General features: G+C 72.7%; 12 protein-coding genes. 4 read left to right on the top strand and 8 right to left on the bottom strand.

The window, feature by feature from the left end; all coding sequences use genetic code 11:
- Nucleotides 1-498 (bottom strand): Lrp/AsnC family transcriptional regulator, encoded by a 498-nt coding sequence (locus tag D7V97_RS04480; RefSeq protein WP_120609338.1) that lies wholly within the window; start codon nucleotides 496-498, stop codon nucleotides 1-3.
- Nucleotides 499-625: 127 nt separating this feature from the next.
- Here D7V97_RS04480 and D7V97_RS04475 point away from each other — a divergent pair, with 127 nt between their 5' ends.
- Nucleotides 626-985 carry a VOC family protein gene (locus D7V97_RS04475; RefSeq protein ID WP_120609337.1) on the top strand — a complete coding sequence of 120 codons (360 nt, stop codon included), beginning with the start codon at nucleotides 626-628 and terminating at the stop codon, nucleotides 983-985.
- 19 nt (nucleotides 986-1,004) lie between these two features.
- Here D7V97_RS04475 and D7V97_RS04470 read toward each other — a convergent pair whose 3' ends face one another.
- Nucleotides 1,005-2,183, bottom strand: coding sequence for a right-handed parallel beta-helix repeat-containing protein (locus D7V97_RS04470; RefSeq protein WP_120609336.1), 1,179 nt, complete (start codon nucleotides 2,181-2,183; stop codon nucleotides 1,005-1,007).
- A gap of 221 nt (nucleotides 2,184-2,404) precedes the next feature.
- Here D7V97_RS04470 and D7V97_RS04465 point away from each other — a divergent pair, with 221 nt between their 5' ends.
- Nucleotides 2,405-3,568, top strand: coding sequence for a sensor histidine kinase (locus D7V97_RS04465; protein WP_120609335.1), 1,164 nt, complete (start codon nucleotides 2,405-2,407; stop codon nucleotides 3,566-3,568).
- On the top strand, nucleotides 3,565-4,212 hold the full coding sequence (locus D7V97_RS04460; RefSeq protein ID WP_120609372.1) for a response regulator transcription factor: 648 nt from the start codon (nucleotides 3,565-3,567) through the stop codon (nucleotides 4,210-4,212). The genes D7V97_RS04465 and D7V97_RS04460 overlap by 4 nt, the downstream gene beginning before the upstream one ends.
- Nucleotides 4,213-4,219: 7 nt before the next feature.
- Here D7V97_RS04460 and D7V97_RS04455 read toward each other — a convergent pair whose 3' ends face one another.
- Complete coding sequence (locus D7V97_RS04455; RefSeq protein ID WP_120609371.1) at nucleotides 4,220-4,912, bottom strand: LytTR family DNA-binding domain-containing protein; 693 nt, start codon at nucleotides 4,910-4,912, stop codon at nucleotides 4,220-4,222.
- The gene (locus tag D7V97_RS04450; protein WP_158623268.1) at nucleotides 4,909-6,690 is read right to left on the bottom strand and encodes a sensor histidine kinase; all 1,782 of its coding nucleotides are present in this window, start codon (nucleotides 6,688-6,690) and stop codon (nucleotides 4,909-4,911) included. Before D7V97_RS04450 ends, D7V97_RS04455 begins: the two co-directional genes overlap by 4 nt.
- Nucleotides 6,691-6,721: 31 nt before the next feature.
- On the opposite strand from D7V97_RS04450, the gene D7V97_RS44510 reads away from it, so the two are divergent.
- Nucleotides 6,722-8,164: an alpha/beta hydrolase gene (locus D7V97_RS44510; RefSeq protein ID WP_158623267.1), complete on the top strand. Its 1,443-nt coding sequence runs from the start codon at nucleotides 6,722-6,724 to the stop codon at nucleotides 8,162-8,164.
- Nucleotides 8,165-8,179: 15 nt separating this feature from the next.
- On the opposite strand, the gene D7V97_RS04430 is transcribed toward D7V97_RS44510, so the two are convergent.
- The 4 genes from D7V97_RS04430 to D7V97_RS46600 form a co-directional block, all read right to left on the bottom strand.
- On the bottom strand, nucleotides 8,180-9,685 hold the full coding sequence (locus D7V97_RS04430; RefSeq protein WP_120609332.1) for an ATP-binding protein: 1,506 nt from the start codon (nucleotides 9,683-9,685) through the stop codon (nucleotides 8,180-8,182).
- The gene (locus tag D7V97_RS04425; protein WP_120609331.1) at nucleotides 9,685-10,140 is read right to left on the bottom strand and encodes a response regulator; all 456 of its coding nucleotides are present in this window, start codon (nucleotides 10,138-10,140) and stop codon (nucleotides 9,685-9,687) included. Before D7V97_RS04425 ends, D7V97_RS04430 begins: the two co-directional genes overlap by 1 nt.
- The gene (locus D7V97_RS04420) at nucleotides 10,137-12,455 is read right to left on the bottom strand and encodes a PAS domain S-box protein (RefSeq protein ID WP_120609330.1); all 2,319 of its coding nucleotides are present in this window, start codon (nucleotides 12,453-12,455) and stop codon (nucleotides 10,137-10,139) included. Before D7V97_RS04420 ends, D7V97_RS04425 begins: the two co-directional genes overlap by 4 nt.
- A 217-nt stretch (nucleotides 12,456-12,672) precedes the next feature.
- Nucleotides 12,673-14,303 (bottom strand): HEAT repeat domain-containing protein (locus D7V97_RS46600; RefSeq protein WP_120609329.1); only part of this gene is annotated, 1,631 nt, incomplete at its 5' end.

Below are 14,303 nucleotides of genomic sequence, written 5' to 3'. Positions count from 1 at the left end.
TCACCCCCGAGGGGTGGGTGCCGGAGGAAGCGCGACGGCCACGCCCGTCTTCACGCGCTCCAGGGTCACGTTCGTGGTGAAGCTGCGGACGTTCGTGTCGCTGAGCAGGGCGCGCTGGGTGAAGGCGGCGTACTCCTCCATGCTTCCGACGAGGACGATGAGGATGAAGTCCGCCTGCCCGGTGACGTAGTAGCACTGCTGCACTTCGGGCAGTTCCTGCATCCGGTGCTTGAAGCGCTCCAGGTCGACGGCGCGCTCCTGGTCCAGGTCCACCGCGATGACACAGGTGATGGGCAGGCCCACGGCCTTCGGTGCGAGCTCGGCCACCTCCCGCCGGATGACACCGACCTCGCGCAGGCGCTTGAGTCGCCGTTGGACGGCCGCGGTGGAGAGGCCCACCTCCTCCCCGATGGTGCGCGCCGGCAGCAGCGTGTCGTGCTGGTAGCGCGCGAGGATGCGCAGGTCCAGGTCGTCGAGGGGAGCGTCGTCCTTGTGCATGGCGTCCGGTCGGGTTGCGGCATCCGCGCGCGAAGGGGGCCGACAACGCGGCGTAGCGCCTTCGCGTGCACCCTATACTAACGGGCATGAAGCCAGCCGCGGGAGCGGTTGCACAGGAGCCCTACCCATGATCGATCATCTGGAGCTTGCCACCCCCGACCTCGCCGCAGCGACGGCGTTCTACCGTGGCGCGCTCGCGCCGTTGGGCTACACGCTGCATGTCGAGGGCAAGTCGAACGGGTTCGGCGCCGAGCCCACCCGGCTCGACTTCTGGCTGCGCCCGGGCGAAGCCTCCTCCCCGCGCCCGCACTTCGCCTTCTTCTGCGCCACGCGCGCCCTGGTCGACGCCGCGCACCACGCCGCGCTGCAAGCCGGCGGCACGGACAACGGCGCCCCGAAGCTGCGGGTGGACATCAGCCCGACGTACTACGCGGCCTTCGTTCGCGACCCCGACGGCCACAACGTCGAGTTCGTCTGCCAGACCTGAGCCTCCCTGTCGGGCGTTGTCAGAAGGCCGTGCAGACGACGCCCTCGCAGTCCCCCGCGCCATTGTCTCGCGCGACGTTGCCGCCCCCGTCGGTGACGCCAGGCGCGCGGATGCCCCAGCCCGTGTTGCCCTGGGCCAGGTTGTCCGCGACCGTGGGCTTGCTGGGCGGAAGGACGCGGAGGCCGTCGCCGTCGTTCCCCAGGAAGCGGTTGTCGCGGACGGGGCCCGTGAGCGTCACGGGCTCGAACTCCGGCAGGTCGGCCAGGGTCAGGCCTCCCGCGTTGTCCCAGAGGGTGTTGCCCTGGACGTCCACCGTCCTGGCCCCGGCCCTCACGCCGCTGCCATTGTTGACGACCCAGGAGTCGCGCATCACGAAGTGGAACGGCTCCCAGGCCGGCGCGTCCGGCGGCGCGAGCGAGGCGTTGTTCGTGAGGAAGGTGTTCTCGAACGACAGCTCCAGGCAGAAGTCGAAGCCGCCGCCGGGGTCGAACGGCAGCGCGCCCACGGACGTGTTCCGCGAGAGCGTGCTCGAACGGAAGCGGACCTGGCCGTTGAAGCAATAGAAGACGCTCGTGTTCGACGTGAAGGTCGAATCGGCCACGTCCACGACATGGGCATCCACGAACAGCCCGCGCCGGTTGCCGGTGAACTGCGAGGAGCGGATGGCGAGCTCGCCGGTGGCCGCGTCGAACTCGCTGCTGAACCCGGTGTCGTTCCCGCTCACGCGGGAGTCCGTGAGGAGGAACCGCGCATAGCCGCCCAGGTGGTAGATGGCGATCTGGTTGTCGGTGAGCGTCAGCCGGTGCAGCCGGATCCGGTCCGCGCCGACGTCCACCACGTACCCCCAGCGGAACCCCCGCACGGTGCCGTTCCTCACCGTGCTGTTGGCCTCCACCACGATGCCCCGCGAATCACCCGACGCCGGGCCGGTGCGGCGCACCGTGTGTCCCCCCAGGTCGAGCACCACGTTCGCACCGATGATCCGGATCGCGGGGACCTCCGTGCCCGGACACGCCAGGTCCCGCGTGAGCACCGTGCTCCGGGTGATGACGGCGCCACACCGGAGGGGGCGCGAAGCAGGGGCCGCGCGTTCGACCGTGACTCCCAGCTCCACCGCATCGCCGGCCTGCGCGGAAGGCACTCCGGTGAGCAGGACCGCCAGGGCCAGGGTGACGATGCGACCAGTGGTCCGCTGCATGAGGCCCCCATGGGAGGCACCCGGCCTCCAGACAGGGGAGAATGGACACCCGCCCCCCAGGGCCCAACCCTCCCAGGAGTGGCAGGTCACTGCCGGGAGCCGGACAGGCTGACCGGGAGGTCCCGGACCGCCGCGGCCTTCGGCGCGAAGCCCCACGGCCCGGCCGCATGTGACTTCCAGCACATGGCCCGTCCGCCCCGGGTCTCCTATGGTCTCGCGCCATGCACAAGCGGTCCGGCGTGGCCAAGTCCGCCACCATCCATCGCCTGGTGTTCGTGGCCGGAATGCTGACCTGGGCCATGGTCGGCCTCCCGCACATCGAAGAGCTCGTGCGCCACCCCGCGCGGTGGAGCGCTCCGCACACGCTGCTGTGGGGCACGGCGTTCCTCACCTTCGGCGCGGCCTACTGGCGCCAGGCGCGGGAGCAGGGCAGGGCGGAGGTGCCGCTGCTCGCCGTGCAGACGGTCGCGGCGCTGGCCTGCCTCGCGTCGGGGAACACCGGGCTGGACGGCGCGCTCTTCGCCATCATCTCCGGGCAGGCGCCGGAGACGCTCCCCCAGCGCCGGGCGCTGGCGTGGCTGGGGGCCCAGTTGCTGGGCATGTTCGTCGTGTTCGCCCTCCAGTTCCCGCTGATGCAGGCGCTGGTGCAGACGCTCATCTACACCGGCTTCCAGGGCTTCACGTTCGGTTCGGCGCTGGTGATGGTCCGCGAGGCCGAGGCCCGCCGCGAGCTGGCCCGCGTCCACGCGGAGCTCCAGTCCACCCAGGTGCTGCTCGCCACCCGCGAGCGCGAGGGCGAGCGGCTGCGCATCGCGCGCGAGCTGCACGACTCCGTGGGGCACCACCTCACCGCGCTCAGCCTCAACCTGGAGGCCGCCGCGCACACCGCGAAGGACCCCGCCTCCACCGAACACCTCCGCCGCGCCCGCGAGGCCGCCCGCACGCTCCTGTCGGAGGTGCGGCGCTCGGTGACGGAGCTGCGCGAATCGCCCCTGCCCCTGCTGCCCTCGCTGCGCGCGCTCGCGGAGGGCGTCCCGGGGCTCGCGGTCCACCTGGACGTCCCCGGGTCGCTCGCCCTGGAGTCCTCCGAGGCGGCGCACTCGCTGTTCCGCTGCGTGCAGGAGATCCTCACCAATACGCTGCGCCACGCCGGGGCCCGCAACCTGTGGATCGCCATCGTGCCCACGGAGGACGGAGGCGTGCGGGTGCAGGCGCGGGATGATGGGCGCGGCACCGCGCAGGTGACCCCCGGCTCGGGGCTCACCGGCATGCGGGAGCGCTTCACGCGGCTGGGCGGCCGCGTGGAGTGGCGCGCGGCGGCGGGGCAGGGCCTGGAACTGGAGGCGTGGCTGCCGGCCGCGCCGGGGGCAGGGGTGGGCGCGTGAACGGCACCCGCATCGTGCTCGTGGATGATCACGCCCTGGTGCGCCAGGGGCTGCGCAGCCTGTTGGACCTCACGCCCGACCTGCGCGTGGTGGGCGAGGCCGCCGACGGTGAGGAGGCGCTGCTCAAGGTCGCGGAGCTCAACCCGGACGTGGTGCTGATGGACGTGCGCATGCCGCGCATGACGGGGCTGGAGGCCCTGCGAGAGCTGCGCCGCACGGATCCGGACCGGCGCGTGGTGCTGCTCACCACCTTCGACGAGGACACCGCCCTCATCGAGGCGCTCCGCGCGGGGGTGCAGGGCTTCCTCCTCAAGGACGTGTCGCTGGAGGAGCTGGCGGAGGCCATCCGGCGCGTCGCCTCCGGACAGACGCTGCTGCCTCCCGGCATCGCGGAGCGCGTGGCGCGCGGCGTGGCCGACCTGCCCCGCGACTTCCCCCACGCGGAGCTGCCCGAGGGCCTCACCCGCCGCGAGGTGGAGGTGCTGCGCCTCATCGCCCGCGGGCTGAGCAACCGGGAGATCGCTGAAGCGCTCGGGACCGCGGAGGGGACGGTGAAGAACCAGGCCTCCAGCATCCTCTCCAAGCTGGGCGTGAGGGACCGCACCCGCGCCGTGCTCCGCGCCATGGAGCTGGGCTGCCTCTAGCTTCGCGTCATCCCCCCAGGCGCGTGCGCAGCGCTTCCACCCGGCTGCGGCCCACGGGCAGGCGGGTGCCGTCCCGCAGCTGCACCTCGGTGCGCGAGCCCTCCAGCGTCCACAGCCGCACCACCTCCGAGAGCCGCACCAGGTGCGAGCGGTGGATGCGCTGGAAGTCAGACGGGAGCAACGCCTGGAGCCTTTCGAGGCTCTTCTCGCTCAGCTCCGTGCTCCCGTCGCGCAGCACCAGGTCGCTGTAGTCGCCGGCCGCGCGGACGTGCGAGACGTCCGCCACCGGCACGAGGACGATGCCGCGCGGCTTGCGCACCGCCAGCGTGCTCAAGGGTGAAGCGGCGCGGCCCTGGACGCGGGCGAAGGCCTTGCCCAGCCGCTCGGCGGTGTAGGGCTTGGGCACGAAGTCGAGCACGCCCAGCTCGTACGCGCGCAGCGCCTGGTCTCCGCTCGCCGACACCACCACGGTGTGGAACGCGCTGGCGGCGGCCTCCGTCAGCAGCTCGAAGCCGTCATCTCCGGTGAGGTGGAGGTCGAGCAGCACCAGGTCCACCCCGCGTCCGGACAGCACGTCCCGCGCCCCGGCCAGCGTGGCCACCGCCTGCGGCGCGGGCGCATCCGGGCCCAGCAGCTCGCGACACAGCCGTAACAGTCGCTGCGAGGCCAGCGGCTCGTCCTCGACGATGAGCACCCTCACTCCGGCACCTCCACCCGCGTCGTCCATCCTTCCTCGTGCGGACCCGCCTCCATCCGCCACGCGCCGGGGAACGCTTCTTCCAGCCGGGCGGCCACATAGCGTGTCCCCGTGCCCTCTCCCATCACCGCGCGCGCCTCGCCCTCGCCGCGCGGGGCCACCAGCCGGTAGCCGCGTCTGCCGGGCGTGCGCTCGCCTTCAATGCGGAAGGTGGTGGGCTGGACGTAGCGGTTGTGGCTGAAGGCGTTCTCCAACAGCGTGTGGAACAGCGCCGGTGGCACGGTGGCCTCCAGGTCGGGAGCCCCGCGCACGTCGAGCTCGAAGCGAGCGCCCTGCCGGAAGCTCATCAGCGCGAGGTACGCGCGGCACAGCTCCAGCTCGCGCGAGAGCGCCACGGTGCGCGCACCCGACATGCCGACGAGGTGGCGGTACACCTCCCCCAGCGTTTCAATGAAATGCACCGCCCGCGTCGGCGCCGTCTCCACGGTCTCCGTCAGCGCGGCCAGGGTGTTCATCAGGAAGTGGGGTTGCAGGCTGCGTGAGAGCAGGTCCAATTGCAGACGCTCCGTGGCGCGCAGGGCCTGCGACAGCCGCTCCTCCTGCAGGCGCACCTGCCGCGCGTGCACCACGGAGGCGGAGAGCAGCAGCACCCCGAAGGCGATGAAGAAGCCCCGCCCCTGGAAGTTCTCCGGGTCTCTGACGAGGAGAACGGCGGCGAAGAGGACGCAGGCGAGCACTCCCCGCGCGCCGGGTTTGCGCTGGCGCACCGCCCAGACGGCCAGCCCCAGGCACACGGCGAGGCACAGCACGAGCGCCACCAGTCCCCGGACATCGAACCCTGGCACCCAGGCGATGGCGAGCAGTCCTCCGGCGAGGGTCGCGAGCAGCCAGCGCCGTCCGGGCGCATCGAAGGCCACGGCCAGCGCCGCGGGCAGGAGCAGGGCCACCGCGACCACCGCCGCGAGCAGCAGCCGCAGCCGGACGATCTGGAGTGGATAGGGGTACGCATACACGCCGCGCCAGCCCTCCAGCAGCACCTGTGCCGCGGCCGCGAGGCATGCCAGGCCGAGCAGGAGCGCGGTCGTGCGGCGGGGCTCGGACGCGGCGCGCACCAGGTGGTGCAACCCCATCAACACCAGCGCGCCCAGCGTGCAGAGCGCGGGCAGCAGGGATTGCAGCCGCGCGCGGGCCAGGACCGCCGCGTCGCCCACCCGCGCCTCGTGGAGGATGCCCTGGGGCTGGAAGCCCAGGTGGTGGCTGCTCAGCCGCAGCGTCAGGACATGCGTGCCCGGGGTGGCCCCCTCCGGGGACAGCGGCAGCAGCACGTCCACGCGCCCGGGCACCTCGCTCTGCGCGGTCGTGCCCGGTCGTCCGTTGTGCCCGAGCGGCACGCCATCCCACCAGGCCTCCCATGAGGCGAGCACCCCGAGGGCGAGCGCGGGCAGCGGGGCTCCGGGCTCGCGCACGGGCACCTGCACCCGCGTGCGCAGCCACATCGGCCCGGACTCGGGTACCACGCGGAGGGCGCGCACCGGCTGCCAGCCCGTGGAATCCGCGGCGAGGGCCCGCTCCACGGGGAGATCCTCCAGGTGGAGCTCCACCTGCCCGTCCTCCATCGCGGGGACGGCAGCGGTGATCAGGACGGCGAGGAGCGAAGGCAGACAGGAGGGGAGCGCCACGCCCCTCACGCTACTCCGGGGCTCCGTGGACGGCACCGCCGTCGGGCGACGGTGCGAGCCGTTGGGCGACGCGGGCCCTCGCGCGGGACTTCCGGGACGCATCCTCGCGGGGCTCCTCCTGAAAGGACCTGCCTTGAGACCCCTCTTCGTCCTCGTGCTCCTCGCCCTCATCCTTGCCGCACCGCTCGCGGGCGCCGAGGGCCCGGCGCTCCGCTTCGAGCCGTACACGTTCCAGGCCCGCGACGGGCGGTCGACCGAAGCGGAGCTCGGCACCTTCAGCGTGCCGGTGCGTCACGGCCGTCCCCAGGGCCCGCGCCTGACGCTGCGCTTCGTCCGCTTCCCCGCCACCGGCAAGGCGCGCTCGGCGGCGCCCATCGTGTACCTGGCGGGAGGGCCGGGCGGCTCCGGCATCGACGCGGCCGGGGGCCCGCGCTACGACCTGTTCCTCGCGCTGCGGGAACTGGGAGACGTCATCGCCCTGGACCAGCGCGGCACCGGGCAGTCCGAACCGGAGCGCAAGGCCCTGGAGCGCACCTGGAGTGTCCCGGTGGACGAGCCCATGGACGCGGCCCGGCTCGATGCGGCGCTGCGACAGGCCCTGGCCGACGCGGGGCCGGCGTGGGCCGCGGCCGGCGTGGACGTGGGCGCGTTCAACACGGTGGAGAACGCGGAGGACCTGGAGTCGCTGCGACAGGCGCTGGGCGTGCCGCGCCTCCGGCTGTGGAGCATCAGCTATGGCACGCACCTGGCGCTTGCGTACCTCCGGCGCCATGCCGCGCAGGTGGAGCGCGCCGTCCTCGCCGGCATCGAGGGCCCTGACGACACGTGGAAGTCCCCCGCGCAGGCGGAGGCGCTGCTCGCGCGCTGGGAGACGCGGCTCGCGGCCCGGGGGCAGCCGGACCTGCGGGCGCGGCTGAAGCGGGTGCTGGATCCGCTGAAGGCCGCGCCCCGCCGCGTGACCTTCCGGGACCCGCGCACCGGCGCTGAAGCGGTGTGGATGGCCACCGCGTTCGACGTCCAGTGCGTCGCCTTCGAATCGATGCGGGGCCCGGACCGGTTCCCACGCTTCGTGGAGTTGCTGGGCGCGCTGGAGGCCGGAGGCTTCGAGCACATGGCGCCGCTCGTGCAGGACCTGCGCGGGGGCACGTTCAGCATGATGTCGATGGCGATGGACGCGGCGTCCGGGATGAGCCCGGCCCGGCGCGCGCGCATCACCCGCGAGGCGAAGACGGCGCTGCTGGGCTCCGCGGTCAATGCGGGCTCGCCGGAGTCCGCCTGGGTGCCCGGCGTCGAGGACCTGGGTGACGCCTTCCGTGCGCCGGTCCGCGCGCGCACCCCCGTCCTGCTCATCAGCGGCACGCTGGATGGGCGCACCCCGGTGGACAATGCCGAAGCGCTGCGCCCGGGGCTGCCGCGCTCGGTGCACCTGGTGCTGGAGGGCGCCGGGCACGACGGCCTGTTCCAGGGGGACCCGCGCATCCTGGAGCGGATCCGCGCCTTCTTCCGGGGCGACCGGCTCCGCGATGAGCGGCTCCAGCTCCCGGACCCCGAGGCGCCCCGCCCTCCACCGAAGTGACGCGGGGCCCGACGCTCAGGCGTGGGCGTCCACGATGGGCAGCTCCACGGTGAAGCGCGCCCCCTGTCGCGGGGCGCTCTCCAGGTGGATGGTGCCGCCGTGCGCTTCGACGAATTGGCGGACCAGCCACAGCCCGATGCCGAAGCCGCCGTAGTGCCGGTCGGAGACGGCGCGCTCGAAGCGCTGGAACAGCCGGGCCTGATCCGCCGCGTCGATGCCGATGCCGCGGTCCTGCACGGTCAGCCGCGCGACCGCGCCCCTGCGCGCGAGCGTCACCACCACGGGCCTGCCCTCGCCGAACTTGAACGCGTTGACGAGCAGGTTCGTGAGGATGGCCTCCACCCTCAGGCGGTCGAACCGCCCCGTCACCGGCTCCGGCGCGCGCAGCTCCAACGTGGACGCCGACGAGGACCGCAGGCCCTCGAGCCGCTCGACCACCTCGTGCGCCACCCCGGTGAGGTCCAGCGGTTCGGGCCGCAGCTCCAGCCGCCCGGAGGTGACGCGGGACACGTCCAGCAGCATCGTCACCAGCTCCGCGAGGCGCGACACCTGCCGGAGCGCGGCCTCCAGCTTGGGGCTGAACTTCACCGCCTGCGCGGGGTCCACCACGGCCTGCTGCGCCGGCTGCCGCAGGCTCTGGAGCTGGAGCTGGAGCGACGTGAGGGGCGTGTTGAGCTCGTGGCCCGCGATGGAGAGGAACTCGTCGCGCGCCCGCACCGCGGCCTGGAGCTCGTCGATGAGCCGCTTCTTCTCCGACACGTCCTGGGTGATCTTCGTGTACCCGCGCAGCCGCCCCGCCGCGTCGAGCAGCGGCGTGAGCGACGTCTGCGCCCAGAAGCGCGAGCCGTCCTTGCGCACCCGCATGCCCTCGCCCGTGGACTGGCCGCGCTCGCGCGCCTCCTGGAGCGTCGCCTCCGGCAGCCCCCGGGCGAGGTCCTCCGGTGTGAAGAGGCGCTCGAACGGCAGCCCGATGAACTCCTCGGCCGTATAGCCCTGGATCTGCTGACAGCCCGGGCTCCAGCTCGCGATGCGGTGCTCCGTGTCCACGGTGAAGATGGCGTAGTCCCGCACGCTCTCCAGAATCTGCCGTTGGAGCGCCTGGCTCTCCGCGAGCGCCATCTCCATCCGCCGCCGCTCGCGCCGGACCTCCGCCTCGCGCAGCTCCCGCTCCACGGCGGCCGGCAGGCGGGTGGTGTTGCCCTTGGCGAAGAAGTCCTGGGCGCCCGCGCGCATCGCCGTCACGGCGACGTCCTCGCCCACGCTGCCGGACACCAGGATGAAGGGGATGTCCTTGCCGCTCTCCTGGAGGATGCGCAGCGCGTCCAGCCCGGTGAAGGCGGGCATCGTGAAATCGGAGATGACCACGTCGAACGTCCGCGTGCCCAGGGCCTCGCGCAGCGTGTCCGCCGCCGCCACCCGCACGGCCGAGGGCTCGAAGCCCCCCCGGCGCAATTCGCCCAGGGTGAGCTCCGTGTCGTCGTCGCTGTCCTCCACCATGAGGACCCGCAGCGGCTGGCTCATCACACCACCTCACCCTGGGCCATGGCGCGGTTGAGCGTGGTCCAGTAGACCCCCAGCTGCTTCGTCACCTCGATGAACTCGTCGAAGTTCACCGGCTTGCGGACGTAGGAGTTGGCGAAGTTCCGGTAGCTCTCACGCAGGTCGCGCTCCTCCAGCGAGGAGGTCAGCACCACCACGGGGACCTCGCGGGTCCGCGGGTCGGCGCGCATGCGCTGCAGCACCTCGTGCCCGCTCACCTTCGGGAGGTTCAGGTCCAGGAGGACCACCCGCGGCTGTTCGCGCACGTCGCGGCCCGCGTAGGCCCCCGTCCCGAAGAGGTAGTCGAGCGCCTCCACGCCGTCGCGCGCGACGACCACCTGGGCGCTCAGCGCCGCGCGCTCGAAGGCGATGAGGGAGAGGTCCACGTCATCCGCGTTGTCCTCCACGAGGAGGACGGTGCCGTACCTGGCATTCATGGGCTGTCTCCGAGTGTGAAATAGAAGGTCGCGCCCTGATCCACCGCGGCCTCGGTCCAGAGGCGTCCGCCGTGGCGCCTCACGATGCGTTGAACGGTCGCAAGCCCTATCCCGGTGCCGGGGTACTCCGCGGCGTCGTGGAGCCGCTGGAACGGGGCGAAGAGCTTGCCGCTGTAGGCCATGTCGAAGCCCGCGCCGTCGTCCCGAACGAAGAACGCGCCGTCGAACTTCCCCACCTGGATGTGTCCCGTCTCGCGCCGCGCGGTGAACTTCCACGCATTGCCGAGCAGGTTCTCGAAGGCGACCCGCAGCAGGCGGCTGTCGGCGCGCGCGCGCAGGCCGGGGGCGATGCCCACCTCCACGACACGCGTGGGGTCGCGCGCCCGCAACTCGTCGGCCACGGAGGCGGCCAGGCTGCTCACGTCCACGTCCCCCCGCTCCAGCGGCGCACGCGACAGCCGCGACAGCTTGAGCAGGTCGTCGATGAGCTGCCCCATGCGGCCGGCCGCCGCGCGCACGCGGGCCAGGTAGCCGCGCCCGCGCTCGGAGAGGGTCCCGGCCACGTCCTCCTCGACGAGCCGCAGGAAGCCGTCAATGCCGCGCAGCGGGGCGCGCAGGTCGTGCGACACCGAATAGCTGAAGGCCTCCAGCTGGGCGTTCGCCTCCTGCAGCTCCGCGGTGCGCGCGGCCACCTGCTCCTCCAGGACTCCGGCGTGCGATTCAAGCTCGCGGCGCAGCCGTCCCTGCTCCACGGCGATGGCCACCTGGGCCGCCACCTCTTCGGCCACCTGGGTGGCCATGGCGTCGAAGGACCCCTCGCGCGTGCTCGCGAGCCGGAGGGCTCCCCGGCGGCCACCGCCCAGCGTGAGCGGCAGCTCCAGAAAATGGGGCAGCCCCCGTGGGGGCGCATCCCCGGCGGAGCGGGGGTGCTCTTGGCGCAGGGTCTCCGGGGCCTCGGCGCTCACGGTCCAGCGGGAGACCTCCTCGCCTGGCTCGGCGATGAGCAGGCTGGCCTCCTCGCACCCGATGAGCCGGCGCAGGAAGCAGAGCGCGGTGCGCGCGAGGTCCTGCAGGGAGACCGCCTGGAGGATGGCGCGGTCGATGGCGTGCAGCGCCTCCAGGCGCTCCGCGTACCCGCGCAGCTGGGCCTCGGCCTGCTTTCGCGCGGTGATGTCCGTGTTGGTGCCCATCCACTCGCGGATGCTCCCATCCGCGTTGAGGACGGGCGCCGCGCGTGCGAGCACCGGGGTGTACGTGCCGTCGGGCCTGCGCATGCGGTACTCCACCTCGTAGAGGCCGCGGCGGGCCAGCGCCTCCTGCCAGAGGCTCGCGGTCCGTGCCCGGTCGTCCGGACGGAGTGCGTTGAGCCACCCATGGCCCTTCATCTCCTCGAACGTCTGTCCGGTGAAGGTCCGCCAGCTCGCGCTGTCCTCCTCGATGAGGCCCGCCGCGCTCGTCGTCCAGACCACCTGCGCGATGGCGAGCACGAGCGAGCGGAATCTCGCCTCGCTCTCCCGCAGGGACTGCTGCGCGCGCCGTGGCGCCGTCACGTCGCGGAAGAAGACGGAGATGCCGTCCTGGACCGGGAAGACCCGCACCTCGAACCAGGCCTGGAACGGCGGGTAGAACTCGACGAACTCGGCGGGCTGCTGCGTCTCGATGGCCTGCCGGTAGTAGCGCTCGAAGGCCGAGCCCACGACGGCCGGGAACACGTCCCACAGGCGCCTGCCCACGAGCGACTCGCGAGGGAAGCCCATCACGCGCTCGCCCTCCCGGTTGACGTAGAGGAAGCGCCATTCCCCATCGAGCGCGAAGGAGGCATCGGACATCCGCTCCAGCACTTCGATGAGCCGCGCGTCGGCCACCCGCCGCGCCTCGTCCGCGGCCCCCCGGGCGGCGCTCGTGCGCTCGACCTCCAGGCGGGCATGCTCCGCTTCAAGCCGCGCCTGTTCGTTGCGGCGGTAGGAGTCCCGCAGCGCCGCGCCGACCCAGGACAGCAGGGCGGCCACCACGGCGAAGACGAGCGCCCGGAGGAAGTCCTCCGTCAGGGGAGGGCGGGTCCCGGCCACCGGCGAGTAGGGCAGGAGCACGAAGCCGGCGACGTTCAGCACGGTCGTCGTCAGCCCCGCGCCAACACCTCCATACAGGGCGCTGAGGATGACGCCGCTGAGCGGCACGACGAAGAAGTGCCCACCCACCCACGGCTCGAACAACACGGAGAGGCCGGTGCTGACCAGGGCGGCGAGGACCGCCACGGTGAACCGGGCGGTCCAGGAGTGCGGCGTGGCGAGGAGCTGCCTGACCGCGTCCCTCACGCCCTCCGTCCCTGTCGTGCGCGCGCAAGCATCCCGCTTGAGTCGTGCTCAGTCGCACGCTCACGCGCAACCCTTTGATTCACGCGTTGTCACCCGCGGGCCTTCCCCTGTGTCTCAGGCCCTCCGCGAGCATGTCGAACGCCTGCTCATTGACCAGCCGAGCCTGCTCCACGCAGCGCAGCGAGGAGCTGAGTCGCGCCCGGACCGTGTCGTGGCTTCAGGGATGCGGACCCGTGGCCACCGCACCGAGGAAGCCGAGCGTGGACTGCCGGATGTTGGGATTGGGGTCGTTCTGGCCCGTCCAGACCAGCAGGGGACGCACCTGGGGCAGCGTGCCCAGGTTGGAGCCCAGCAGGGTGACGGCCTCCGCGCGGACCGCATCCGCGGGATCCCGCTTCAGCACCTGATCCAGGGTGGGAAGCAGCGGGAGCAGCGGACGGAATCCCGCCGCGAACACCGCGCTCTTGCGCACGTCGGGGGACGGGTCCCCCAGCATCCGTGACGCCAGGAGCTGCTCCGCGGCGGGGCCCGGGATGAGCCGGAGGGCCTCCACCGCGGCCTGTCGCACCGGGACGGACGGCGAGCGCAGCGCGTCCTGGATCGTGGCGAGCGAAGCCGGGTCCTGCGTGTTGCCCAGGGCCCGCAGCTGCAGGGCCTGCTCCTCGGGGGTCTTCGCCGCCCGGTAGCGCGTGCTCAACTCCCGCGACAGCTCGTCGGCGCCCCGCGCGTCCTCGTCGCGCAGCTGGTAGGCGGAGTTGCCCAGCGCCAGGGCCGCCGTGTCCCGCAGCTCCGGCTGCGCGCTGGTGTCCATTCCGCGCAGGGCCTGGATGCCCTCGGAGGTGGGCTTGTCCGCCATGCCGAGCGCGGCCACGGCGTCCGTGCGCACCGGCACCGTGACGGCCGCGTCATCTACAATCTTCGACAGCGCGCTCACGGCTTCGGGCGTGCTCGCGGCGGAGAGCGCGCCCAGCATGGGGCTGGCCGCGAGCGGATCCATTCCTTCGTGCAACAGCCCGGGCACCTTGAGCGCCTCCGCCGGCTCCAGCAGGAAGAGCGCGCGGAACTGCTCCAGGGCGCGGGTGCGCGCGTCATCCCGCTCCTTCTCGCCCTGGGGCAGTGAGCGCAGGTCCTTCACCAGGTCGTCGAAGCGCTTGCCCGCGAGCAGCCGGCGGTACTGCTCCTTCGGGTCCTGGGGCGGGGCCTGGAAGCTGGCCAGCGGCATCGTGCTCAGGCGCGCGCGCTCCCGCTCCAACAGCCCCACCAGGGTGGCGTCCCGGCTCCGCTCCAGCAGCCGCAGGCTGACGCGCAGGGTGTGGCTCACCTTGGGCATTCCGTCGCCCGCGTCCACGCCCAGCTGCTCGTCTCCCTCCAGCACCTCGGGCCAGACATCCTCGCCCACGTCGACGGTGGTGCGGGAGCGCGTGGTGAGCCGCAGCTTGCTTGCGTCCACCTGCTGGAGGCCCTGCGACGTCGCCACGTGCGTGTAGCCGAGCTTCGCCTTCTCGAAGCGGGGCCCCTGCTGCCGCCGGTACGTGGCCTGGTAGCGGCCCGTCGCATCCTGCTCCTCGCTCTGCCAGGTGTCGCGCGGCGCGCCCTTCACCACGAACTGGGTGGACGCCACCAGCGAGCGCAGGATGCCCTGGGCGAGCACGTCCAGCCCCGGCTCGACGTGGACGAGCTGGACCGCGCCGGAGCGCTCCATCGTCAGGAAGAGCGGCAGCGACAGGTTCGCCGTCAGCGCGGCGCGCAGCTCGGGCTCCAGCGCGTCCCGCCCCTCCACCGTCACCGACAGGTCCCCGGGCAGCAGCGTGGCGCGCGCCTCGACAAGGGTGTCGCTCACGCCGGTGA

Source organism: Corallococcus sp. CA053C, from assembly GCF_003611675.1.
Lineage (GTDB): Bacteria > Myxococcota > Myxococcia > Myxococcales > Myxococcaceae > Corallococcus.
Note: the sequence above shows the minus strand (reverse complement) of the source record. Positions and strands in the feature narration are given on the sequence as shown.